Genomic DNA, 22,882 nt, shown 5'->3' with positions numbered 1-22,882 from the left:
TTCAAAACCGGCTTCACTGATCGACAATTTTCCCATTCAAGTTTTCAACTTTCCCATTTCGATTCGTCATATTCAAAATCGAGTTGAGTAATTGCATGATTTAGTTTTGAAATTGCTTAATCGAGTTGAGGAATTACTAAATCAAATTGAGAAGTTGCGTTTTCAAGTTCTAAAACTTCTCAACTTGATTAAGCATCAAACGCTTAACGAGAAGTTTATATTTCTGCTCTACAGATTAAGACTTGGTAGAGACACAAGCACGATCGAACAATTTCTCTTCCTCCAAGGAATGTTGAATCTATTCAACTTAACTTTGTGGAGGGTCATCTACAATGCCGCTTGCAAAACAATATTCAGCACACTTAGAAAAAGCGCAAAGGCGTTTGTCCGCAATCAAAAGCATCAACTCCAGTTTGGATTTGGGCAAAGGTCTATCGATCCAAGCGTATTCAAGCTTGATTGAGAGAACGCGCAATCGGATTGATGCTTACAATGCAACCTTATCGCTGCTGAGTGCCGATCGTGTTGCCGTGGAAGAAGCCGAAAAAGAATTGAAAGAACTCAACGAGAGAATGCTGCTGGCGATCGCGTTGGAGTTTGGCAAAGATAGCCCTGAATATGAAATTGCAGGCGGAATTCGTAAGAGTAAGCGCAAACGTCCCGCTCGGAAAAAGGAGGAGCAGGCGGAACTCAATTAAATAAGTGCAAACCCCTGGCAGTTTCGCCTACTTTGTACACACATCTCTTTCCCGCTTCGTTGTCATCAGCTTCAGCCCCCTAAGTCCCCCAATTTGGGGGACTTTGAACTCAGAGTTTTGGATCGAAGTCCCCCATGAATGGGGGATTTAGGGGGCTAAAGATCTCAGCAATCACAGACCAATCAACTTGTGTGTACAGGGTAGGGCAGGTTTATTGGGCGTTTGTTGTTTAGTGCTTTTGTGGCTTTATTGAGTACGATCGCGCTTCTTATCCTGTTTGTAGGCTTTCAACAATTGATTCACTTTGCTTTGAATCGCTTTGTGCTGCTCAACACCCTCGTAAGCGTAGCGATTGTATCCCGTTGTGGTGATCAATTCTGCAAGATAGTTCACGCGATCCTGCGGTAACGGGTGCGAAGCCAACCAAGTTGGGGGATTCCCTCGCCGCTCTTCTTCCTGTTGTTTTCGCAGCGTCACCATCAGATTGTGCAAGCCATCCGCAGCATAGTTCGTTGATGCCAATAACCGAGTGCCTAAAACATCCGCTTGGCGTTCCATTTCGCGGCTGTAGCTCAACACGGTAATATCTGTGAGCAATCCGCCGACATAAGGAATGAACTGCGTTAAGTTTGCCGTGAGTGTGCCTTCGGTGATCAACTGGAAACTATGAGACAGCACCGCATGAGCAATCTCATGTCCAAGCAGTCCCGCAAGTTCGGCTTCGGAATTCGCTTTCTCGATCGCTCCCGCATTCACAAACACCTTCCCACCCGGAAGCGCAAACGCATTCAACTTATCATCCAGCACCACCTGAAATTCATACTTGAAATCATCACGTCCGGTCGCCGCCGCAAGTTTTTGTCCGAGTGTGGTGACATAATCATTCACCTCTTTGTCTTTCACGAGAGCAAGCTGTCGTTTCGCTTGACCTGAAATACGATCGCCCACGCTCGATTCTCCCCGTAGGAGCAAAGCCGTACTTTGTACCGCATTCAAAGGGCCAAATAAACTTCCAGTCAGCGCATAGCTCAATGCACCCGTGAGAATTCCGCCGATTAAATTTCCTCGCAATCGGGCGCGGAGTTGGGTTTGGTAGCGTTTCTGATAATCATCGGCAAGCTTAGTAAATTCGGTCTTTTGCGGATGATCAGGATTCAGGATCGTGAACTGTCGAGCCGCGATCGAGGCCTCAATCCATTTCTCATTGTTCGCATATGCTGCAACTTTCGCTTTAATCAGATCGGGCTGATTTGGAAATTGAGTCGCCGCTTTTTCTAAAACAGTAAGCGCTTGCTCCTTTTTGCCGTACTTTTCGAGGGCTTCTGCATAGCGCAACTGTCCTGGAATAAATTGCGGGTAATTCTTCACCAGCAATTCCAAAGGCACGAAAATGCGAGTCTCTAAATTTTGCGCGAGTCCCGCTTCTGCTTCGCGCCAATAGACTTTGCCACCGGGGGAAAGCTGTTCGGGATCAGTAATAACTTCCTGGTTTTTGGCTTCTGTGACTTCTGTAAAAGCAGGCTTCACTTCCCGATAGAGTCTCTCTGCTTGGGCGTTGTCGCCTGCTTTATACAATCGATCGGCTTCAATTAACTTTTTCTCGCGCTCCGAAAGCTCAATCGAGTTCGCTCCGGGTGGAGCCGTTGCCGTAGCAGAGAGAGCAAAGACGCTCGGGCGAGCCAGAAACAAAATCGCACAACAAAGGATGACGAACCTTGGAAAAGCAGAGCGAAACAGTTTTCGCAAACCTTGCTTCTTCATCAGAAACTCCAAGCTATTTAGAGCGACACCCTTAAAATCTCATGAAATCAGCGCTCTAAAGCAACATCAATTTGATGTCTTACAGAGTTTTTGACCCATTGTTTGGCAATCTTTTTCGGAAGTTTTTTCGTCAACTTATGAACCACCTTCTTGGCAATTTTCTTCGCCAATTTCTTCTTGTGTTTTCCCATTGCTGCTCCTATGCAAATGCAGACGAACCAAAATCAGGCGGAATATCTTGCCAGCGTCCTTGACCCACCGCACGAACTGCTTCTGTTAGCGAAACATCTCCGGTGTACAACGCTTTACCGACGATCGCACCCGTGACTCCTTGTGGCTCTAATGCTAACAAACTCAGCAAATCCGTCAACGAACTAACTCCACCCGACGCAATCACCGGAATAGCAGAGATCGAGGCTAAATCCCGTAGCGATGCCAAATTTGGCCCCTGCATCGTTCCATCCCGCTGAATATCAGTGTAAATAATCGCGGCGGCTCCCAATTGCGCCATGCGTTCTGCTAAATCAGTCGCTAGCACTTCCGAAGTCTCAAGCCATCCTTTCGTTGCAACTTTGCCATTGCGAGCATCGATCCCCACAATAATTTGCTCTGGAAATTCGCCGCACAACTGCGCTACCAGTTCTGGCTTCTCAACGGCAACCGTTCCTAAAATCGCCCATCTCACACCCGTTGAAAGCAAAGCAGCGACCGCATCTCGATCGCGCAATCCCCCACCGACTTCAACCGGAATCTCAACCGCTTCGACAATCGATCGAATCGCCGCTAAATTCACCGGATGTCCGACTTTTGCCCCGTCTAAATCCACTAAATGCAATCGCGTTGCGCCCTGATTCGCCCACTGACGCGCCACTGCAACCGGATCATCATTAAAGACTTGCGACTGATTGTAGTCCCCTTGATACAGCCGAACGCATTTCCCATCGAGTAAATCGATCGCGGGAATCACTTCCATTTCCTAGTCTCCCCAAAGACAGAGCATCCCAAATCCTACGCATAGATCTGTCTTCAGATCAACAGACAGCCTCAAATAAAGACGTTATCTTCTGACTAAAATTATAAGTTGGGGATAAACTGTGTTTCCGGTCAGCGACGACAATCCAACCCGCATCACTCCTTATGTCACTTTAGGAATTATTGCGGCAAACGTCTTGGTGTTTCTTTATCAGTTAAGTCTCACGCCAGTTCAACTAGAAAACTTCTTCTACACTTGGGCCGTCGTGCCGCGTGAGTTAACGGCAAGTCTACTCGGCGAAACACTCCGATATCAACCGTTTCCAGAGTGGATCACCCTAGTTACGTCTCAGTTTCTTCATGGAGGATTTGCTCACATTGCTGGAAATATGCTGTTTCTATGGATCTTTGGCAACAACGTTGAAGAGCGCTTAGGTCACATTCGCTTTTTGATCTTCTACATCGGTTGTGGTGTGTTGGCAGTATTGGCGCAATGGTTTTTCTCATCAGACTCTAATATTCCATCGCTCGGAGCCAGTGGCGCGATCGCAGGCGTAATGGGAGCCTATATTCTTCGCTTTCCCGGCGTGCCGATTACAACGATTATTCCGCCATTTATTTTCTTTCCGTTTCGCATTCCAGCTTGGGCATATCTCGGTATTTGGTTTATTCAACAAGCGTTTTATGGCGTTGCCAGCTTGAGCGTTCCCACTAACATTGGCATGGAGCGCGGTGGTGTGGCGTATTGGGCGCACGCAGGCGGATTTGTATTTGGTGCAATTTTAGGGCCGCTGTTGGGCTTATTTTCGCGACCCGAAAAGCGATACTCACCCTAAGACTTCTGAGTTAAAAATCTAAACTGAGGGTTGCATCTGGTCGCATCGCAAGCGGATAATCGTTAAAGCGACTACTTTATCATGCGCTTATCCATCTGATAAGCAACCATCAGCATAACGATTCAGCAGCAACCCCAGGAGTATTGTTCAATGGGCGGTGTCATTAAGTTAATTAAAAATCTCTTTAGCGGTATTCTCTCCTTTATTGGAGGTATCTTTGGTTCAAAGAAATCGGGTTACTTTATGGAACTCGATGAGGCGGAAGCAGCAAAACCAGCAGCAACCCCGAAACTTGAAGATGCAAAATCTGCTGTTGCGACGGTAGAAGCGACCGCAAAATCGACCGCGAATGCTGTTGCTGAAGGTGTAAAAGAAACCACAGCAGCAACTGCCGCACCTAAGTCAGTGAAAGCAAATCCTGCCAAGGTTGAACCTGCCGAGGCCGAACCTGTCGCGATCGCTGAGACGAATGGTTCAACCAATGGAGCAAAGCCAGTTCCAGCAAACCCGCTGAATCTGCCACAGCCGACCGTAAGCTTTGCAACAGAGCATTTAGTACCCAAGCCGACGAATTCTCGTCGCCGTCCGGGTGCAAATATGGGTTCGTTTCTTGAAATGGCAAAAACCGTCAAGACTCCAAATAACTAAATTTCACCGGACTGCATTAAAAAAGACGTTCGATCACACCATGCGATCGAACGTCTTTTTTTCTACACAACCTATTAGTATGCGCCACGACGCTCATCAGTTTTTTGGAGGTACCAAACCGCATGGATCACGCCCGGAACCCAACCAATCAAAGTCAGCAAAATATTAATGAATAAAGCAGAACTAACGCCAGAAGTCATAAAAACTGCAACAGGCGGGAGTACGATTGCAAACACTAAACGCAAAAAGTTCATAGGGATTCTCTAATTTCATTTTTAACTGTTCCTCTTTATTCTCTTGAACTCCAGCACGATCGCCGTCCTTCAAAGGTAGGATCTGAAAACCCTCAGAAGTTAAACTCATGTCTGACGTGACGATTGCGGCAAACTGGTTATTCCAGCATCTAGACGATCCTGACATTGCGATCGCGGATTGCCGATTTGCGCTGATGCAACCCGAACTCGGACGGCAACAGTACGAATCGGGGCATATTCCAGGTGCCTACTACTTTGATCTCAATCAGGATTTGTCCAGTCCAGTTCAAAGACATGGAGGACGGCATCCGCTTCCTGATGTTGATCAATTTTCCGCCAAGCTTTCAGCGATGGGGATCACGCCTTCGACCTTAGTGATCGCCTACGATGATTCGCGATTTGGATTTGCAGCGCGGTTTTGGTGGTTGTTGCGCTACCTGGGACACGATCGCGTTGTCGTTTTGGATGGCGGATTCTCGAATTGGAAAAACTCAGACTATCCGATTACCACGATCGAACCTGCCGTCAAACCTGGTCAATTCACGCCTCAAATTCGGACAGATCGGATCGTCGATATCGAAGAAGTAAAAGCCAAGAAAGACTCACCTAATGTGGCGCTAATCGACTCACGCGAACCCGAACGATATCGCGGAGAGCGAGAGCCGATCGATCTGATTGCAGGTCACATTCCCGGCGCAGTGAATTATCCGTGGCAATTCGTCACTGACGATCGCGGCTTCCTAAAAACTCCCAACGATCGGTGGTCAGCCTTTGAATCAAAAGACGAAATTTTGGTGTATTGCGGTTCGGGTGTCACCGCTTGCGTCAATCTATTGGCGCTTACAGCAGCGGGATGCGATCGCGCCAAACTTTATCCTGGAAGTTGGAGTGATTGGTGCTCGTATCAGGCTTAAAACAGCGGCAAACTAAAGACAATTCCAGCACCAAACAGAAAGCCATTGAAATCAATCCGTTGATCGGAGGAATGCCCAAAGCTAAACCCACTAAACAAATTAACTTGAGTCCGTGGAGTCAGGTTGTATGTGACACGCCCCAGGAGTTGATGATACAGATCGTCCCGCGCTTGCTGAGTAAAATGTGACCAAGTGAACTGATAATCGATCGCCACCTGGAGCTTTTGTGAAACACTGTAGCCCAACGTTGTAATCAAAGAATTTAGAATGCGGCTGCGATCGTCGGGATTGGCAAAGCTCCAACGAAACTGATAATACGTATTCAGTGAAAGCCGGGGCGATAATGTATCTTGCCGGCTCAATTCGACCCGAAAAGAATTGTCTCCAAAAAACTCCCGTCCGCTAAAAAATTGTTGTAGTCCTCGCGCAGATGTAAAGAGTTTCTGATTGCTCCAACCGATCTCGCCAGACAACCGTGGCGTAATCCGATGAAAGATTCCCGCCCGCAACCGCAATTCATCATAATTCAATGACTCTATGCTTCCATTGATACTGCGGTACTGTCCAAGTCTGCCATAGCGAATCAAATTGGCATCAAAAGAGGTGATGAGGAAGGTTTTAGAACCGATCGGAGGCGCATAAAAAAAGGTCAGCCCAGTCCGCAGCAAGCCATCACTGATCGGCTCCACGTCTGAAAACACATTTGACGAGTTGAAATAATCTGTACGTAAGAGCAGATAAGCAGAGGGCTGACGAGGACGGTTTGGCAGAGCGATCGGTATCTCTGGTACTGTGCGCTCTTGAATTCGTAGCGTTCCCAATTCTGGATCACTGGCTCCAACAGGCGGGTCAGCGGCGATCGGTTGAACTTTTAAGTCTCCCAATTCTGGATCTGGAGCCGGAGTGATTCGCAAATCTCCAAGCTCAGCATCGGGGCTGCTTGGTTCAGCTTGTGCGACTTCTTCACCCTGTGCCGGAGGTTGTGAAGTTGCACCAATGCGAATCCTGCTTGTCGTGTAGGTGCAATTCGCGGAGAGCGATCGCCAGCAGCGATTCGCGACGATCCCCGGAGACTCTGGCAGCGCCTTTTGGCTAGTGTGATTTAATACAACTTCCGATCGAGAAGCGGTCTGAACTGGGTCTGTCGCACTTTGCTTAGAGGGTGCTAAATCTTTTGCTTGATGAGAAAAACTTGAGACAGCTGATCGTTCCGTCGGCAACTTTTCCAAGGGCGGTGGAGTCAGCGATCTCGATGCAGTTAACTCAGAAGTCGCTGCTGACTGTCCTGAAGCCAGGGATCCTCCTGGTATAAAACTACACAATCCTTTGCTTGCAGAGCTTAGGATTAGCCAAAAGCAGATCTGAGCGATCAAGTAAGAGCGAGAGTTGCACGATCTCTGCTTCCCGTAGGAATTCTCTAGAGCCGCACTTGGGATCGTCGAAGTTCTAAAATGTCTCAATATCAATCGTTTCACAGTTGCCCCGTCCACCAATCTGCATCCCTACTCAGGCTGATTTCAACTCGCTATCCTAGAAATTCCGGCCAATTCTCATACACTGTTGCACATACGATAGATGCTAGTATCTTTACTGAATTTTTTATGAAGTCTCTTTAAAGCTTGAGCAGAAACTTTCTAAAGTTTCCCGCTAGTGTGTAAAGTATCTGTGAAGAGGTAAATCTGTATTTTCACTTAATCATCTCATACGAGTAGAACTGGGTTGAACTTGTTCTAGGCTGACCCGCCTCTGATCGCGCTGATGCGCTTTCTGTCCTCTTGTTCTTGGAGCGTCTATGTCTCGCAAATTGTTCCTCGCAATCACGTCACTCTTACTCGGAATGGGTGCTGCATCCTGCGGTACTGCCTATGCCCTAACTCCACTTACCTCTGCTGAAATCCGGGAAATTGTGAGGCGAGTTCAATTCGTTCCCAAGGGGCAACCTGCTCGCGATGCTGTGTTGTCAGAAATGATGCGACCAGAGGATGCGCTTCATACAATGAGGTCTTCACGGGTCGGACTGCGCTTCAACGACGGTTCTTGGGCACGAGTCGGAGAAATGGCAGTCTTCCGCTTTGTGCCTGGAACCCGGAACTTTCGCTTGACAAACGGCACCGTGCTATTGCTGATCAAGCCAGGACAGGGACGGACCACGATCGACACTCCCAACGCTTCAGCCGGAGTCCGTGGCTCAGCCCTATTTGTCCGATACGATGAGCAGACAGAAACGACGGTAGTGGGTGCATTGACCAACAACCCTGGTGGTCCAATGGAAATCCTGGACAATACGACCGGACGCAAGCTGCCACTAGAAGCGGGACAAATGGCGATCGTCGATCCGCTTGGCATTCGTCTATTCAATTTTGATATGAACCGTTTCTATGAAACGAGTGATATTGTGCGCGGCTTAGATTTGCAGCGTCGAGAAGGTCAGCCTAGCCGAGATCCAGGTATTGCAGCCGTACAAGCTGAGACTGCTCAGGCTCTAAAGGAACACCAGCCGCTGAGTGGACCTGTGATTGAGAACCCCAGAATGGTGCAGCTATCCCCTCCAGTAGCACCAACTGTCACGACTCCGGCTCAGCCTTCTACGCCAGCGGCAGCTCCTGGTAATTCGCCCAGTGATGGTACAAGCTCCAGTACCACCCCATCAACGCCAGCAACACCAGCCTCAACCCAACCTACCACTGCACCTCAGACGAACTCTGCTAGCACCTCGCAAGGCTCATCACCCAATGGACAACCAACGGGGGGAACCCAAACGGGCAATCCAACCACGACAAGTACGCAGCCCCGTGGAAGACAAGTCATTGATCAGTCTCCAATTCAAGGTGCAGTTAAATTGCCTGAAACTTCAGGTGGTGCTGGAACACCAGTCCCCCCAGAGTCCCCCACTGGCACCCCTTCGACCAATTCCAACCCGTCCTCCGGCGCGACTTCTGCTCCTAATCGTCCCCCTGGCTTAGGCAATTCTAATTTGTCCACTCCATCTGGTACGACTCCTACAACCCCTAATTCACCCGCTCCCCCAATCCTCCCAAGCGGTGGCACGGCTGGTGGTTCAAATCCGGCTCCCAGCGGCGCAGCTAATCCTCCTACTGGAACGATCGCTTCTCCAACTCCCAGCACTCCAAACACTCCTGCCAGCCCTAATCCAACTCCCAGCAACTCAGCTAATCCTAATCCTCCTGGAATGATCGTGAGTCCGCCTCCCGGCACTTCAAACACTCCCGCCCCAAGCCCGGTTGCTACTCCCAGCAACCCAGCTAATCCTAATCCTCCTACTGGAGCGATCGCTTCTCCAACTCCCAGCGCACCAGTCACCCCTGCTCCTAGCCCAGCAGTCGTCCCCAATCCAACTCCCAGCACTTTGTCTAGTCCCTCTAGTGGGGCTGTCACGAGTCCGGCTCGCAGCGAGATAGTTCCTCCTGCCGCTGGCTCGATCGCTGCTCCCAATCCCAACCCAATTCCGACAACCAACACACCGATTAATCCTGCATCAACACCCACTCCAGCCGTCATTAGCCCAACTACTTCTCCTCGGCAGCCGTTAGACAATACGCCATTGCCAGGTGCAGTAGTTGAGCCGCAACCCAATCCAGTGGGTAATCCAACACCACCTCCGCTCAGCAATCCGCCTGCTCCGTCTCCAACACCACCGACTCCACCAGTTCTAGACAACAATCAAACGCCTCCTGCACCGACTGAAACGCCTCCAATCCCGTCGCCAGCTCAGCCACCAGCGCCTGCACCGACTGAAACGCCTCCAGTCCCGTTGCCAACTCAGTCACCAGCACCTCCAACGTCTGCACCGACTGAAACGCCTCCAGCACTTGCTCCACAGCCAGTTCAGAATTCCAGATAGTGGAACTGAGAACAAGAAGAGGGCGATCGTTACTTACGATCGCCCTCTTCTTATTCTTCGATAACTTTACGCTGACGAACTTTACGCTGACGGGACGAGCCGCTTTCTCAAAGCATCAGCACGTCGTTTTGCAGTTTGGTTAGTCGGCTCAAGCTCTAACGCTTGCTCATAAATTTCCAGCGCTGGAGCTGCCAATTGTTTGCGCTCATAGGCATGACCGAGATTATTCAGCGCCGTGACATACTCTGGCAAAAGTTTCAACGCTTCTTTGTACTGACGAATCGCTAGGTCGTACTGTTCTTGAGCAAAGTAGGCAAATCCCATTGCGTTATACACAGCAGCAAGATCTTGACCTTCGAGCGTTTCAAGCTTAATCGCTTTCTGATATTGAGCGATCGCCTGAGTAAATAACCGCTTGTCGAGCAGAATGCTGCCGAGTTCGTAATACTCTTCGGCTGTGCCTTTCTCTTTGCTCAGCTTGTTTTGCAGGCGAGTAAAGGCACTCTCAACGCGACGAGTTTTGAGGACTTGCCGAGCGACAAAAAAGACGGCGCTACTAAGCAAAACCAGCAAAAGGGAAATGTAAAGAATTGGGGAGGCTATGCTGTCCATAGGAGTTTTGTCGATCGCAAATTTTAAGGCTTCTGTTTCAGGGTATCTCAAGGGAGACCCCAATAGGTAGCACGCTGCTGTAACCAACCTTCGGATTTCCATTGGCGCAGGAGTTGATCCACCCGGCGGAGCAGCTCGTCGGATTCGAGTCCTTTGGGAAATACGATCGCTAACGGCTCGGTTGAAGCCCGGAACGGTAGGATGCGGTATTCAGGAAATTCCTGCACCCATCCTGCTAAAACGCTGACATCTGCCGCAAAGCCGATCGCTTGTCCTGATTCAATCAACTGTTTCCCTGCACTGTAGGACTCGGCACCGATGAGCTTGACTTGGGGAAACTGATAGCGCAGAGCTGCGATCGTGCTGGCATTGTTCAAAACGGCGATCGTTTGATTAGTTAAATCTCCCTGAGCTTGAATTGCTGCGCTTTTTGTAATAATCCCGGTTCCATCGAGATAGTACGGTTCACTGAAGGCAACAATTCGAGCGCGAGAAGCGTTGACAGTGACACGAGCGATCGCAAAATCAACGGTTTCGCCGGTGACAGCCGACAGCCGATCGCGATTGCTCACAGCCTTAAACTCGATCGCGGTCGGTCGTCCAAGTAATGCTTGTGCTAGACGCTGCGCGATCTCAATTTCAAAGCCTTGAAGCCTGCCTTGAGCATCGCGAAATCCCAGCGGACGGACATTATCTTTTACCGCCACGATCAGACGATTGCGCTGAACGATCGTTTGTAAATCTGCCGCAAACAAAGATGGGGACACAAACCACTGCGCCCCCACCCATGACCAACTTAGAACTGCGACGAATCGCTTTCGCATACCTTAGGCTTGAACTGCCTTTTCGACGACTTTTGCAAATCCGGCTGGATCAAGAACCGCCAGTTGCGCCAGCATCTTGCGATTGATGAGAATGTCTGCTTTCTTCAGCTTACCAATGAGTTGGCTGTAGCTGATGCCTTGCTGACGTGCTGCCGCGTTGATCCGCGTGATCCACAAGCGACGAAAATCGCGTTTCTTCTTGCGACGATCGCGATACGCATTGCGGAGCGCTTTCATCACTTGCTGATTTGCGGTGCGGAACAACCGAGAGTGAGAGCCACGAAAGCCCTTTGCGAGTTTCAAAATCTTTTTGCGGCGTTTTCGAGCTACATTGCCGCGCTTCACCCGTGCCATGTTTCAACTATTCCTTAACTAATTTTTTTGTGAGATTGTGCCTGAGTCCACCCTTACAGATAAGGCATCATCAACCGAACGTTTGCTTCATCCCGCTCGTTAACTAAATCTCCGCCTGCAATCCGGCGGCGGCGGCTCATACTCTTGTGAAACAAAAGGTGATTTCCATGAGTGCGACGGCGCTGGATCTTTCCGCCGCCTGTGGCTTTGAAACGCTTTTGTGCAGATTTACGGGTTTTCAGCTTCGGCATGGGTTTGCTCTAATTCGACACAGCTTTCAATCTTACTACGAATTTCAGATTTAGAGCAAACTGATTGCAGCTCAATCAGTTGTATTAATTTGGCTCATTAAAAAAATGCGTCTACATAACCTGAGTGCTACTGAAGTCCCAGTCAATTCCGAAGTCACGCCTGTTCTGTTAAGGCAATGCAAGGGATTAGTGTCGCAGGTTCTTTGAGTTTAATCACGACCGGCGCAACAGCATTCTTCTACTTGAAGGCTTCTTCAACTTCCGGGTTAACGATAATCTCAGCATTACGCCGGGTGTATTCGCGATCTTCAATCCTGAAGGGATCAGTGCAAATGGAACTGTAGTCGTGCCTGTAATTCGCTCGACATTCACGTTCTAAGGCTAAGGTGGCTTGTGGAAAAAACGAGCCACCCTAGATTTTTTCGCTAAAATGGACAAGGAAGAACAGCAATTTTCTGTTTAACCGAACTCCATGAAATCAGTCGTTTCATGAGAAGTGGGCAGTTGTCCCACTTTTTTTATTTGGAGAAGTGGTTCGATGGCGCATCCTTTGATTCCTCAAATTTTGGAAGTGGCGGCTCCGGTGGCGGAGTCGATCGATCTTGAAGTGGTTCATGCTGTGTTTCAAACGAATCAAAGTCCGCCCGTGCTGCGGATCGACGTGAGAAACAAGCAGGACGATACGGGACTGGATGACTGTGAACGCATGAGTCGGGCGCTGGAGCCGCTTTTGGACGACTTGCTCCCGGATCAATATGTCCTCGAAGTGTCCAGTCCCGGTATCCCAAAAACCTTGACGAGCGATCGAGAATTTATCTCGTTCCGGGGGTTTCCAGCACTAATCACAACGTCTGAACCGTTTCAAGGCCACATTTACTGGGAAGGCAATCTGATTCGGCGTGACGAAACGAACGTCTATATCAGCAAAAAAGGACGCACGATCGCACTGCCAAGAGCGATCGTGTCAAGCGTTCAACTAACCGAAAGCGAAGAATAATTCGTTTTGCTCGACAACTCAATATTTACGGAGAATTTTCTATGTCAATGGTCGCTTTGCCCGGACTCAAAGACATGATCGACGGCATCAGCCGTGAACGCAACTTACCGAAGCTCTCGGTTCAAGCAGCGCTCAAAGAAGCCCTGATAAAAGGCTATGAGCGTTTCCGCCGCACTCAGCGCATCGATGGCGATGGATTTGACGAAGAATATTTCGATAACTTCGAGGTCGAACTCGATGTCGAAGAAGAAGGTTTCCGCGTACTGGCAACCAAAACGATTGTCGAAGAAGTCACAAACCCGGATCATCAAATCTCTCTTACTGAGGTTCAAGAAGTCGCCGCTGAAGCGCAAACGGGTGATACAGTTGTTCTGGATGTCACGCCGGATCAAGGTGATTTCGGTCGCATGGCAGCGATTCAAACCAAACAAGTCTTAGCGCAGAAGCTCCGAGACCAACAGCGCAAACTCATTCAAGAAGAATTCCAGGATTTAGAAGGCACAATTTTACAAGCGCGAGTGCTGCGGTTTGAGCGTCAATCGGTCATCATGGCAGTCGTCAGCGGATTTGGTCAGCCAGAAGTTGAAGCCGAATTACTAAAGCGAGACCAGCTACCCAACGATAACTACCGCGCTAATGCTACCTTCCGGGTGTATCTGAAGAAAGTCAGCGAAGGCTCTCATCGCGGCCCGCAATTGCTAGTTTCTAGAGCGGATGCAGGCTTAGTCGTCTACCTGTTTGAGAACGAAGTGCCTGAGATCCAAGATGATGTTGTGCGGATTGTAGCAGTTGCCCGTGAAGCAAATCCGCCCTCGCGCCATGTTGGTCCTCGCACTAAAATCGCCGTAGACACTTTGGAACGCGATGTTGATCCTGTAGGTGCTTGCATTGGAGCGCGTGGCTCTCGCATCCAAGCGGTAGTCAACGAACTGCGAGGAGAAAAAATTGACGTGATTCGCTGGTCACCTGATCCCGCTACTTACATTGCCAACGCACTGAGTCCAGCCCGCGTCGATGAGGTTCGCCTCGTTGATCCCGAAGGTCGTCAGGCGCATGTTTTAGTGGGAGAAGATCAACTCAGCTTAGCGATCGGCAAAGAAGGTCAAAACGTCCGCCTCGCTGCTCGTCTCACTGGCTGGAAGATCGACATCAAAGATAGCCGCAAATACGATGCGGCGGCTGAAACCGAGAAAATTGCAGCCGTGATCGAAGCTCGTCGTCAATCCCAACCCCCGGTTGACGAATACGAGGACGAGGAATTCTACGACGAAGAAGAGGAAACTGCACCAGCTTTGGAGACGGAATTCGAAGAACAGCAGGCTTAATGCGAGGCGGGAGTAGGCTTCTGCCAGCAAGAAAAGTTAACATAATCCTGCTCCCTAGCTTCTGCTTCATGCCACCGAATTATCGTCGCTGTCTTAGTTGCCGTAAAGTCGCATTGAAAGAAGAGTTTCTTCGAGTGGTGCGACTTTACCCGTCCCACGAAATCGCGATCAATACCGGGATGGGACGATCGGCTTATCTCTGTCCCAGTCCAAGCTGCATTCAGGCGGCACAAAAAAAAGGTCGCCTCAGTCGCGCCCTCAAAGCCACAGTTCCCACCGAACTTTATCAGCACTTGCAGCAAAAGCAAGTAGAAGTTCACGCGACGCAACCTGAGCTATATTAGATCTAGTGGCTAACTTCGCTAATCAAAATCTTTCTAGAATCGATTAGCCTGCCTAATCCGTTCTATCGTAGGAGATCTGCTGTCCCTTGCTCTGAGATGTTATCTGTATCCTCTCTTCAGTTTTATTGCTTCAGAGCAACTCAGACATGACATTTAGGGAGGGTGGCTCATCACCAGCAACTCAGAACGATTAACACGACGCGATGGCTCCGCTTTATGAAGGACTCGTGGCATTATTTTTTTGAGCAATCTGCCGATTGACCTATCGGGGACTTCGTTTCTAAGCTACCATTCAACCAAGGGGATAACATCTTCTTCAAGATTACCAGTGCAGATGAACTGCAATAACCCAATAAACCTGTCGTTTTAGTCAAAACAGAAGGTCACTATGTAACACCAACGATCGTACGAGGGAAGAGTGGATGAACAACGGCAAAGTCAGAATTTACGAACTATCCAAAGAATTGAATCTAGACAATCGAGACATTCTCGCAATCTGCGAACAATTAAATATCGCGGTCAAGAGCCACAGTAGTACTATCACAGAAACCGAAACGGAACAAATCCGTGCGGCTGCTGAGAAATATGCTGCCAGCCAGCCCTCTCCGGCCAAGACTGCCTCTAACCGCCCATCAAACTCCCAATCTGTTGAATCAAGAAAGAAAACGCCCTTGAATATTCAGAAGAAACAGCAAATCTTAGAAATTCGTCGCCCCATTACGCGATCGACCGCCGCTTCGGAATCATCGGAACTCCGTACCCCCCCACAGCCGCCCCAACCTTCCCCAGCGTCACCGCCCGCTGCTAGATCTGCCGAGCCACCACGTCCGACGCGCCCTATGCCAGAGCGTCCGGCTGCTTCGGAACCAAAAGCTGATGAACCGGCTCCAGCTCCGCAATCGATCGCGCCAAAATCAGTCGAACCGTCTGTGCCCCCGCAAGCGATCAAAGCGCCTGCACCTGCTCAAGCCCTAGAACCTCCGGCTCAAGCTCCTGTGCGTCCAGCTTCGCCTGCCCCAGCTCGTCCCGTTTCAACGATCAGTAAGCCTGTCTTGAAGCGCGACAAGTCCACCCCTAGCGAGGGAACAGATAGCCGCTCGGAAAATCGCCCGCCTTCACGCGATTCTAGAGGCGAAAAAGCGCAGCGTCCCGCAATTAATAAGCGACCCGGTGCACCGACTAAACCGGGAGAAGCAAAACCTCAGCAAATCGTTGAGCTTCGCCGACCCAAGCCGGTATCTACGGAAGAGGGCGCGGCCCAAGACGCTCCGGTGCTGCGATCGCGCCCCGTCAAGCCAGTCGCTCCTGAGCCAGCAGCGGCAGGTGCGCCAGACCTAACGTTGAACAAACCGACCCCACCAAAGCGTCGCGTTAAAGTTTGGGAGGATGAGGAAGAAGAAGTCCAAGAAATTCCTGAAAAAGCAGCCAAGCTCGCCAAAGGTAAGCGGCGGGGGCAGCCCAAAATCCAGGATGACGACGAAGATGACTTCGACTTGCTCAATGAAGATGAGGATGGAACCGTTAGTTCTGCTCAAGTCAGCTTGTCGCTGGCTCGACCTGCGAAGCCTAAAGGTCTACCAGGGCAACAGCAAGTTAGACCTGCTGCCACTGCTGCTCCGACCCAGCGGAAACGGAATAACTTCCGCGATCGCCGCGATCGTCGCAATGAAACCGAAAAAGCCGAGCGTCCAGAGATTATTTCGCTTACAGGCGGGTTGACGGTTCAAGAACTGGCAAACTTGCTGGTTGTTTCTCCGACTGAGATCATCACCAAGCTCTTCATGAAGGGCATCGCTGCCACCATTACACAAATGCTGGATGCGGGAACCGCGACGATGGTTGCGGAAGAGTATGGCATCTTGGTTGAAGTAGGCGAAAAAGAAGCTGCCGCGAAGAAAGTAACCGAGATGATCGATGCTGGTGACTTGGATTACCTCCATCGTCGTCCGCCTGTAGTTACGATCATGGGTCACGTTGACCACGGGAAAACAACGCTGCTCGACTCGATTCGGAAAACGAAAGTTGCGGCCGGAGAAGCAGGTGGGATTACCCAGCATATCGGGGCGTACCACGTTGACGTGCCGCACAACGGCGAAATTCAGCAAGTTGTGTTCCTAGATACGCCAGGGCACGAAGCGTTTACCGCGATGCGAGCACGTGGGGCGCGAGTTACCGACGTTGCCATTCTTGTTGTTGCGGCAGATGACGGTGTGCAGCCTCAGACCGTCGAAGCGATTAGCCATGCGAAAGCGGCAGAAGTGCCAATCATCGTGGCGATCAACAAAGTCGATAAAGAAGGGGCACAGCCCGATCGCGTTAAGCAAGAGCTAACCGAATACGCACTCGTCCCGGAAGAATGGGGTGGTGACACGATTATGGTCCCAGTAAGCGCTTTAACAGGTGATAACCTCGATACGCTGCTGGAGATGATTCTGCTGGTTTCGGAAGTGGAAGACCTTTCTGCGAACCCTGATCGACCCGCGAGAGGAACCGTGATCGAAGCGCATCTGGATAAGGCGAAAGGCCCTGTTGCCACCTTGCTGATCCAAAACGGAACGCTCAAAATTGGTGATGTTCTGGTTGCAGGCTCGGCATTGGGTAAAGTTCGAGCAATGGTGGATGATCGCGGTCATCGTGTTCAGATTGCAAGTCCCTCGTTTGCAGTGGAAGTCCTTGGTTTGAGCGATGTTCCAGCAGCGGGCGATGAGTTCCAGGTGTTTACAGACGAAAAAGAAGCGCGTGCAACGGCTTCTGATCGTGCGGATGAACAACGGACTTCTCGACTGTTGGCGGCGATGTCTTCGCGCCGAGTCAGCTTGAATACCCTGTCAGCGAAGGCGCAAGAGGGCGAGCTCAAGGAACTCAATCTGGTGCTGAAAGCCGATGTGCAAGGTTCGATCGAAGCAATTTTAGGTGCATTAAGCCAATTGCCTCAGAACGAAGTGCAGGTACGGGTTCTATTCTCGGCTCCAGGTGAGATTTCTGAAACAGACGTTGACCTAGCCGCTGCCAGTGATGCCGTGATTATCGGATTCAACACCACGTTGGCTCCGGGAGCGCGTCAAGCTGCCGATCGAGCAGGCGTAGATGTGCGCGACTACAACATCATTTACAAATTGCTGGATGATGTTCAGGGCGCAATGGAAGGTCTGCTGGAACCGGAACTGGTGGAAGAAGCATTGGGTCAGGCGGAAGTTCGAGCCGTGTTCCCGGTGGGCCGTGGGGCTGTGGCAGGCTGTTATGTGCAGTCTGGTAAGCTCGTGCGGAACTGCAAAATTCGGATTCATCGCGGCGGTAAGTTGATCTACTCTGGCAACTTGGACTCGCTGAAGCGGATGAAGGAAGATGCGCGAGAAGTGAATTCGGGTTACGAGTGTGGTATCGGTCTTGACGACTTTAAGGATTGGGCTGAAGGCGATATTCTTGAAGCTTACAAGATGGTCACGAAGCGCCGAACGCTTGCTCGATAACTATCTGTAGTTTGATTGACTCCCGAATCGTAGATTCGGGAGTTTTTTGTTAATTGACTCTACCGATGGCGGCGTGAGGTTGCAGAGATGCGATCGAGCGTCCCTTCCAATACCGCGGTTGTCTGACCTGCCACCGAAAATACGAGCGCTTCTCGATACACTCGCTGCGCGGGATGCTGCTTAGAATTTGCCGCACCGCTCGACACGACTACTGCTGCATGAGCACATCGCATCGCTAGATCGATCGCCCAAACTCGCAAGTTCAATCGCTCCTCAAAACTCTGCTCCTGAGCTGAATAAATAAAATCACGACAGAGTTTTAATTCTTCTAGAAGCGTTTCATAGGCAGGCGCGATCGACAAATAAGGCTTCGTTTCTTGAGCGTGGCTGACAATATCGAGTCCAGCCTGAGCGCAACCGAGCGCAAAGAAGCTGTGATTGAGAACATTGATGCGATCGTTCTTAAAAATTGATCCCGCCTCAGCCACAAACGCCACTTCTGAAGCCTCTAAATTCCATTCAGTCACTTCTGCGGTGACGGTATTCGTAGCACTCATGGCGGCAAGCTGCATCGGCTTACTAAAGCGAATTGAACCACCGGAATTTTGCGCCGTATCGGTAAAGGGAATCATGCCGTAGACCGCTTGACCGTTGGGAAGCAGTGCTGCAACTAGAACGGTTTCAAAAAAGCCGAATCCAGTAATCCAGGGAATGTGACCGTGGAGTTGATAGCCGCTGTTGGTTTCGTTGGCGCTTGCGCCTGCCAAAGGTACCGCCTTTAAAGGTGGATTGTCATGTCGTCGCAGATGCGAAAATCCAATTCCCACTAATGCTTCACCCGTCGCCAGGTAAGGTAGATAAGCCTGTTTCAGGTCTTCATTGTTGCTTTTGGATAAAATCGCGCCCGCACTCTGATGCTGAGTTTGCAGAAATGCCAATGCTCCTGAAAATCGCGCAACTTGCTCTTGAAACGAGTGGAACAAGTGATTCTCCAATTCTGCACCGTTATAGATTTTAGGAACTCGGAGCGCGAGAAGATGCCGATCTCCTAATCCTCGTAGCGCCGATCGTAGAAGCTCCACATCTTCGTCAAGCTGATTAGCAATGGGGGCGATCGTATTCCACAAATAGATATCTGCGGTTTCCAGAAGAGTTGGCGTTTCCATGTAGAAAATGTGAGAGATTAAGTTTCTGAATTCCGAATTTTTTATTTATGAACGATCTTAGCCAAACTGCGCTGATGAATGGGTTGAGTCAAGCCAAAATTCTAGGATATCTGCTGCTGTTGGCTTGGGTTGTGTCGATCGTCAATCTTCTAATTTTACGTAGGTCGCTAAATCGGTTTGGGGTACGTCCGCGTGAATGGATGGGATTGTGGGGTGTAGCGTTTGCACCATTTTTGCATGGAGGCTGGGGGCATCTGTACAGCAATTCGTTCGCATTTCTTACCTATGGCGGACTAATTGTGCTGCAAAATCCTGAAAACTTTGGTGCAATCACGGCAACCGTTGCATTAACGAGCGGACTAGGGACATGGTTGTTGGGGCGCGATCGTACCGTTCATATTGGTGCAAGCGGCGTGACGTTTGGGTATTTGGGATTTTTGATGTCTTTGGCATTTTTCGATCGTAATGCTCTCAATGTTCTGCTACTAGTTTTTACTGCATTTTTTCACGGTAAATTTCTTTGGGGTTTGTTACCGATTCATCGACGGATCTCCTGGGAAGAACATTTATTTGGATTTCTAGGCGGAATCTTTGCGGCTCGATATTTACCACAACTTCGAGAGGCTTTTACTCATGTCTTGAGTTCTCTGAAATAGCTTGGGCTGTTTTCCTCCTAATTGAGCCATCGGACAGCGAAATCTTCTAAAATAGCTGCGGTGATTTGATATCGCTTATGAAATTTCAGCGCACTTCGTTAGCTCTTGTACTTGCGGCTTTGGCGCTTGGTGGTTTTGTTTACTACACCGAGTCAAAAAAACCGGCTCAAATTGATGAAGCAAAGGCAGACGAGAAACCGCTTTTCAATTTTAAAGAACAAGAGATTCAAGCCTTCACCGTGAAAACTCCAAAACAAACATTGGAATTTGAAAAAGCACCGATCTGGACATTGAGAAAGCCAGAAGTTGCGCCCGCAAATGAAAGCTCGATCGCTTTTCTCCTCAATCTCCTCACGGCGGGGAAAAGCGATCGTACCTTTAACGTTCCTGCTGCCAGAAAATCTGAATTTGGTTTAGATCAGCCATCGGCGACGGTTGATGTTAAACTCAGCAATCAGAAAAATCATCGTTTAGTAATTGGCAAGCCAAATTTTAATCGCAATTTTCTTTATGCTTTAGTTGATCCACCTGCGGATATAAATCAAGATCTTTCGGTATTGCTAGTTCCAATTAATTTTCAAAATGCGGTTGATCGACCTTTAAGTGAATGGAAACGCGACCAACCAAAACCTTCTCCTTCAGTGACTCCAACTGCTTCTCCTCAATGAATACTCCAACTGCAACACTCTTAATTTCTTGCCCCGACCAAAAAGGTTTGGTCGCAAAGATTGCAAACTTCATTTACTCAAACGGTGGAAACATTATTCACGCAGATCAACACACTGATTTTTCTGCGGGTTTATTTCTTAATCGCATTGAATGGCAGCTTGAAGGATTCCATTTACCTCGCGAAGTGATTGAGCCAGCGTTTAGAGCCATTGCAACACCGCTGAATGCTCGCTGGCAATTACACTTCTCAGATACGGTGCCTCGAATTGCGGTTTGGGTGAGTAAACAAGACCATTGTTTATATGACTTGATTTGGCGACAGCGATCGGGAGAATTCAAAGCAGAGATTCCCGTCATTATCAGCAATCATGCAGAGCTAGGAGCGATCGCGCAGCAGTTTGATATTGACTTCCACCACATTCCCATTACAAAAGAAACAAAGCTACAGCAAGAAGCAAATCAGTTAGAGATTTTGAAGAAATATCAAATTGATTTGGTGATATTAGCGAAATATATGCAGGTTCTAAGCGCGAATTTCATCGCTAAATTTCCAAACGTGATCAATATTCACCACTCGTTTTTGCCTGCATTCGCGGGTGCAAATCCTTATCAAAGAGCCTTTGAACGCGGGGTCAAAATCATTGGTGCAACCGCGCATTACGTTACAGAAGATTTAGATGAAGGCCCAATCATCGAACAAGATGTGGTACGAGTCAGCCATCGAGATGATGTAAAAGATTTGATTCGCAAGGGCAAAGACTTAGAGCGAATTGTACTTGCAAGAGCGGTAAGATTACATCTACAAAATCGTGTTTTAGTGTATGGAAATCGAACGGTTGTTTTTGGATAGAGATCGCTCAAATTCACATCGCATAAATTCAACTGTTACGATCGTCCCCCGTTCTTTCTGGCTTTGAATGGAGATCAAACCATTTTGCAAATCTACGCATTTCTTAACCACAGATAGTCCTAATCCTGTACCTGCTGCATGATTTGAATTTTGCCCTCGAAAGAACGGTTCAAATAATTTGGATTGATCGTCTACTGGAATTCCAATTCCTTCATCTTGTACTTGGAATCTAATGTATTCAGTTGTGCCATCTAATCTCAATAAGATTTTGCTTCCTGAATCAGAATACTTGATTGCGTTTGAGAGCAAATTGCTTAATATCAGGTAGAGCAACCTCTCATCTAAATTTGCATGAATGACTTTCTGTTCTGCTTGAAATTCAATAATGTGGCTTCCCGCAGTAGAAATCTCAAAATCTTCAACTAAATTCAGGCAAAAAGACTCTAAATCGATCGCTTCTGGATTGCATTCTAGTTTTCCACTTTCAGCCCTGGTGAGCGTTAACACATCTGTAAAAAGCTGCTTCATCGTTTGTGCAGCCGTTTGAATACGATCAAGATTTTTCAGTCTACGTTCTTCTCCCCACTTTGAATTACCCTCGATCAAAAGTTGAACCGAACCTAGAATGACACTTAACGGAGTCCGAAACTCATGCGAAACCATTGAGAAAAACCGCAATTTAAGCTCACTGACTTCTTTTTGTTGGGCAAGTTTATGCTGAAGTGTTTCTGCTTGCTGCCTTTGTATAATTTGGCTATAAAGCGCGACAAAACAGGTGAATATTGCAATAAAGCCAGAAAACGTAATCCAAAGCTCGATGAGTTTTCGGTCATGAATACTTCTTCTTGTCGTTTCGACCGATTGATTGAGTTCCGCTTGCTGTTGCTGCTCTAGAGCTGCGATCGCAGTTACAATTTGTGCCCGTAATCCAATACTTTGATTAGTTATCATTCTTTGGTAAAGCACCGCCTCAGTATTTCTTTGGTAGAGCGCGATCGACTCCTGCAATAGCTTAATTCTTTGTGATACTAGATCGTAGATTTTTCCTAGCTTTTGCGATTCCTGAGAACTCGGATCAAACTGTTTCTGTAGTTGAACGAATTTATGAGGAATTTTTTGAATTGCTGATTGATACTGAATTAGCTCATCTTGATTTCCCAAATAGACATATCCGCGTCTTGCAGACTCTGCGATCGTAACTTCCACGAGAACATCGTCTAAACCCTTAATCGTTTCATAGATCTGCTGGGATTTATAACTACTCTGTGTTAGCTGATAGGTATTTTGATAGGAAATGACGCTACTAAAGCAGAGTATTGCAATCAAAAATCCAAAGCCTGCAATCAACCAATTTCGTTCTGGAGTGTTTAAGAAAGCCATTCTTTTATTGTCAAAAACCAAGAAAAAATAAAGAGTTTA

Annotated in this window: 22 protein-coding genes and 1 pseudogene; 13 read left to right on the top strand and 10 right to left on the bottom strand. The window is 48.7% G+C overall.

The window, feature by feature from the left end; all coding sequences use genetic code 11:
- Positions 1–332: 332 nt before the first annotated feature.
- Positions 333–698, top strand: a complete 366-nt coding sequence (locus NC980_RS19650; RefSeq protein WP_190376167.1) for a hypothetical protein — start codon at positions 333–335, stop codon at positions 696–698.
- Positions 699–944: 246 nt separating this feature from the next.
- On the opposite strand, the gene NC980_RS19645 is transcribed toward NC980_RS19650, so the two are convergent.
- Positions 945–2,459 (bottom strand): M48 family metallopeptidase, encoded by a 1,515-nt coding sequence (locus tag NC980_RS19645; RefSeq protein WP_190376166.1) that lies wholly within the window; start codon positions 2,457–2,459, stop codon positions 945–947.
- Between the two features lie 199 nt (positions 2,460–2,658).
- Positions 2,659–3,432 carry a 1-(5-phosphoribosyl)-5-[(5-phosphoribosylamino)methylideneamino]imidazole-4-carboxamide isomerase gene (gene hisA, locus NC980_RS19640; protein ID WP_190376164.1) on the bottom strand — a complete coding sequence of 258 codons (774 nt, stop codon included), beginning with the start codon at positions 3,430–3,432 and terminating at the stop codon, positions 2,659–2,661.
- Between the two features lie 121 nt (positions 3,433–3,553).
- On the opposite strand from hisA, the gene NC980_RS19635 reads away from it, so the two are divergent.
- Together NC980_RS19635 and NC980_RS19630 are read left to right on the top strand one after the other, a co-directional pair.
- Complete coding sequence (locus NC980_RS19635; RefSeq protein ID WP_190376163.1) at positions 3,554–4,267, top strand: rhomboid family intramembrane serine protease; 714 nt, start codon at positions 3,554–3,556, stop codon at positions 4,265–4,267.
- A gap of 150 nt (positions 4,268–4,417) precedes the next feature.
- Positions 4,418–4,915 carry a hypothetical protein gene (locus tag NC980_RS19630; RefSeq protein ID WP_190376162.1) on the top strand — a complete coding sequence of 166 codons (498 nt, stop codon included), beginning with the start codon at positions 4,418–4,420 and terminating at the stop codon, positions 4,913–4,915.
- A gap of 74 nt (positions 4,916–4,989) precedes the next feature.
- Here NC980_RS19630 and NC980_RS19625 read toward each other — a convergent pair whose 3' ends face one another.
- Positions 4,990–5,169, bottom strand: coding sequence for a YqaE/Pmp3 family membrane protein (locus tag NC980_RS19625; protein ID WP_190376161.1), 180 nt, complete (start codon positions 5,167–5,169; stop codon positions 4,990–4,992).
- Between the two features lie 107 nt (positions 5,170–5,276).
- Between NC980_RS19625 and NC980_RS19620 the strand changes: the two genes are divergently transcribed.
- Complete coding sequence (locus NC980_RS19620) at positions 5,277–6,083, top strand: sulfurtransferase (RefSeq protein WP_190376160.1); 807 nt, start codon at positions 5,277–5,279, stop codon at positions 6,081–6,083.
- Here NC980_RS19620 and NC980_RS19615 read toward each other — a convergent pair.
- Positions 6,080–7,405: a hypothetical protein gene (locus NC980_RS19615; protein WP_190376159.1), complete on the bottom strand. Its 1,326-nt coding sequence runs from the start codon at positions 7,403–7,405 to the stop codon at positions 6,080–6,082. The two genes, NC980_RS19620 and NC980_RS19615, sit on opposite strands and share 4 nt — an antisense overlap.
- A 470-nt stretch (positions 7,406–7,875) precedes the next feature.
- Between NC980_RS19615 and NC980_RS19610 the strand changes: the two genes are divergently transcribed.
- Positions 7,876–9,945 (top strand): FecR domain-containing protein, encoded by a 2,070-nt coding sequence (locus NC980_RS19610; protein WP_190376158.1) that lies wholly within the window; start codon positions 7,876–7,878, stop codon positions 9,943–9,945.
- Positions 9,946–10,026: 81 nt separating this feature from the next.
- Here NC980_RS19610 and NC980_RS19605 read toward each other — a convergent pair whose 3' ends face one another.
- Genes NC980_RS19605 through rpmI form a run of 4 tightly spaced genes read right to left on the bottom strand, consistent with a single transcriptional unit; the run spans position 10,027 to position 11,986 of the window.
- Complete coding sequence (locus NC980_RS19605; RefSeq protein WP_190376157.1) at positions 10,027–10,557, bottom strand: tetratricopeptide repeat protein; 531 nt, start codon at positions 10,555–10,557, stop codon at positions 10,027–10,029.
- 47 nt (positions 10,558–10,604) lie between these two features.
- Positions 10,605–11,381: a transporter substrate-binding domain-containing protein gene (locus tag NC980_RS19600; RefSeq protein WP_190376156.1), complete on the bottom strand. Its 777-nt coding sequence runs from the start codon at positions 11,379–11,381 to the stop codon at positions 10,605–10,607.
- A gap of 3 nt (positions 11,382–11,384) precedes the next feature.
- Positions 11,385–11,735 (bottom strand): 50S ribosomal protein L20, encoded by a 351-nt coding sequence (gene rplT / locus NC980_RS19595; protein WP_058999777.1) that lies wholly within the window; start codon positions 11,733–11,735, stop codon positions 11,385–11,387.
- A 53-nt stretch (positions 11,736–11,788) separates the two neighbouring features.
- Positions 11,789–11,986: a 50S ribosomal protein L35 gene (gene rpmI / locus NC980_RS19590; protein WP_058999776.1), complete on the bottom strand. Its 198-nt coding sequence runs from the start codon at positions 11,984–11,986 to the stop codon at positions 11,789–11,791.
- 241 nt (positions 11,987–12,227) lie between these two features.
- Between rpmI and NC980_RS19585 the strand changes: the two are divergent.
- The 5 genes and pseudogenes from NC980_RS19585 to infB all read left to right on the top strand — a co-directional run.
- Positions 12,228–12,365, top strand: a pseudogene (locus NC980_RS19585) (carbohydrate porin); the annotation flags it as partial.
- 159 nt (positions 12,366–12,524) lie between these two features.
- A complete protein-coding gene (rimP, locus tag NC980_RS19580) occupies positions 12,525–12,983 on the top strand; it encodes a ribosome maturation factor RimP (protein ID WP_190376155.1) in 459 nt (152 codons plus the stop codon).
- A 41-nt stretch (positions 12,984–13,024) separates the two neighbouring features.
- The gene (gene nusA / locus NC980_RS19575; protein WP_190376154.1) at positions 13,025–14,308 is read left to right on the top strand and encodes a transcription termination factor NusA; all 1,284 of its coding nucleotides are present in this window, start codon (positions 13,025–13,027) and stop codon (positions 14,306–14,308) included.
- Between the two features lie 68 nt (positions 14,309–14,376).
- Positions 14,377–14,652: a YlxR family protein gene (locus NC980_RS19570; protein ID WP_190376153.1), complete on the top strand. Its 276-nt coding sequence runs from the start codon at positions 14,377–14,379 to the stop codon at positions 14,650–14,652.
- 422 nt (positions 14,653–15,074) lie between these two features.
- Positions 15,075–18,122 carry a translation initiation factor IF-2 gene (infB, locus tag NC980_RS19565; RefSeq protein ID WP_190376152.1) on the top strand — a complete coding sequence of 1,016 codons (3,048 nt, stop codon included), beginning with the start codon at positions 15,075–15,077 and terminating at the stop codon, positions 18,120–18,122.
- Positions 18,123–18,181: 59 nt separating this feature from the next.
- Here infB and NC980_RS19560 read toward each other — a convergent pair whose 3' ends face one another.
- Positions 18,182–19,288, bottom strand: coding sequence for an acyl-CoA dehydrogenase family protein (locus NC980_RS19560; RefSeq protein WP_190376151.1), 1,107 nt, complete (start codon positions 19,286–19,288; stop codon positions 18,182–18,184).
- Positions 19,289–19,335: 47 nt separating this feature from the next.
- Here NC980_RS19560 and NC980_RS19555 point away from each other — a divergent pair, with 47 nt between their 5' ends.
- From NC980_RS19555 to purU, 3 genes are all read left to right on the top strand, one after another.
- Complete coding sequence (locus NC980_RS19555; RefSeq protein ID WP_190376150.1) at positions 19,336–19,944, top strand: rhomboid family intramembrane serine protease; 609 nt, start codon at positions 19,336–19,338, stop codon at positions 19,942–19,944.
- A 77-nt stretch (positions 19,945–20,021) separates the two neighbouring features.
- Positions 20,022–20,612 carry a DUF4340 domain-containing protein gene (locus tag NC980_RS19550; RefSeq protein WP_190376149.1) on the top strand — a complete coding sequence of 197 codons (591 nt, stop codon included), beginning with the start codon at positions 20,022–20,024 and terminating at the stop codon, positions 20,610–20,612.
- Complete coding sequence (gene purU / locus NC980_RS19545) at positions 20,609–21,463, top strand: formyltetrahydrofolate deformylase (protein WP_190376148.1); 855 nt, start codon at positions 20,609–20,611, stop codon at positions 21,461–21,463. The genes NC980_RS19550 and purU overlap by 4 nt, the downstream gene beginning before the upstream one ends.
- Here the strand turns inward: purU and NC980_RS19540 are convergent.
- Entirely contained in the window at positions 21,428–22,843 is a 1,416-nt protein-coding gene (locus NC980_RS19540) for an ATP-binding protein (RefSeq protein ID WP_190376147.1), read from the bottom strand. The genes purU and NC980_RS19540 overlap by 36 nt on opposite strands.
- Positions 22,844–22,882 lie beyond the last annotated feature (39 nt).

Origin of the sequence: Leptolyngbya sp. AS-A5, assembly GCF_039962495.1 — a bacterium.
In the GTDB taxonomy this organism is placed as follows: domain Bacteria; phylum Cyanobacteriota; class Cyanobacteriia; order Leptolyngbyales; family Leptolyngbyaceae; genus Leptolyngbya.
Note: the sequence above shows the minus strand (reverse complement) of the source record. Positions and strands in the feature narration are given on the sequence as shown.

Coding starts and splice junctions, on each gene's coding strand:
- NC980_RS19650 (WP_190376167.1), top strand. CDS start 333: ATGCCGCTTGCAAAACAATATTCAGCACACTTAGAAAAAGCGCAAAGG.
- NC980_RS19645 (WP_190376166.1), bottom strand. CDS start 2,459: ATGAAGAAGCAAGGTTTGCGAAAACTGTTTCGCTCTGCTTTTCCAAGG.
- hisA (WP_190376164.1), bottom strand. CDS start 3,432: ATGGAAGTGATTCCCGCGATCGATTTACTCGATGGGAAATGCGTTCGG.
- NC980_RS19630 (WP_190376162.1), top strand. CDS start 4,418: ATGGGCGGTGTCATTAAGTTAATTAAAAATCTCTTTAGCGGTATTCTC.
- NC980_RS19625 (WP_190376161.1), bottom strand. CDS start 5,169: ATGAACTTTTTGCGTTTAGTGTTTGCAATCGTACTCCCGCCTGTTGCA.
- NC980_RS19620 (WP_190376160.1), top strand. CDS start 5,277: ATGTCTGACGTGACGATTGCGGCAAACTGGTTATTCCAGCATCTAGAC.
- NC980_RS19610 (WP_190376158.1), top strand. CDS start 7,876: ATGTCTCGCAAATTGTTCCTCGCAATCACGTCACTCTTACTCGGAATG.
- NC980_RS19605 (WP_190376157.1), bottom strand. CDS start 10,557: ATGGACAGCATAGCCTCCCCAATTCTTTACATTTCCCTTTTGCTGGTT.
- NC980_RS19600 (WP_190376156.1), bottom strand. CDS start 11,381: ATGCGAAAGCGATTCGTCGCAGTTCTAAGTTGGTCATGGGTGGGGGCG.
- rplT (WP_058999777.1), bottom strand. CDS start 11,735: ATGGCACGGGTGAAGCGCGGCAATGTAGCTCGAAAACGCCGCAAAAAG.
- rpmI (WP_058999776.1), bottom strand. CDS start 11,986: ATGCCGAAGCTGAAAACCCGTAAATCTGCACAAAAGCGTTTCAAAGCC.
- rimP (WP_190376155.1), top strand. CDS start 12,525: ATGGCGCATCCTTTGATTCCTCAAATTTTGGAAGTGGCGGCTCCGGTG.
- nusA (WP_190376154.1), top strand. CDS start 13,025: ATGTCAATGGTCGCTTTGCCCGGACTCAAAGACATGATCGACGGCATC.
- NC980_RS19570 (WP_190376153.1), top strand. CDS start 14,377: ATGCCACCGAATTATCGTCGCTGTCTTAGTTGCCGTAAAGTCGCATTG.
- infB (WP_190376152.1), top strand. CDS start 15,075: ATGAACAACGGCAAAGTCAGAATTTACGAACTATCCAAAGAATTGAAT.
- NC980_RS19560 (WP_190376151.1), bottom strand. CDS start 19,288: ATGGAAACGCCAACTCTTCTGGAAACCGCAGATATCTATTTGTGGAAT.
- NC980_RS19555 (WP_190376150.1), top strand. CDS start 19,336: ATGAACGATCTTAGCCAAACTGCGCTGATGAATGGGTTGAGTCAAGCC.
- NC980_RS19550 (WP_190376149.1), top strand. CDS start 20,022: ATGAAATTTCAGCGCACTTCGTTAGCTCTTGTACTTGCGGCTTTGGCG.
- purU (WP_190376148.1), top strand. CDS start 20,609: ATGAATACTCCAACTGCAACACTCTTAATTTCTTGCCCCGACCAAAAA.
- NC980_RS19540 (WP_190376147.1), bottom strand. CDS start 22,843: ATGGCTTTCTTAAACACTCCAGAACGAAATTGGTTGATTGCAGGCTTT.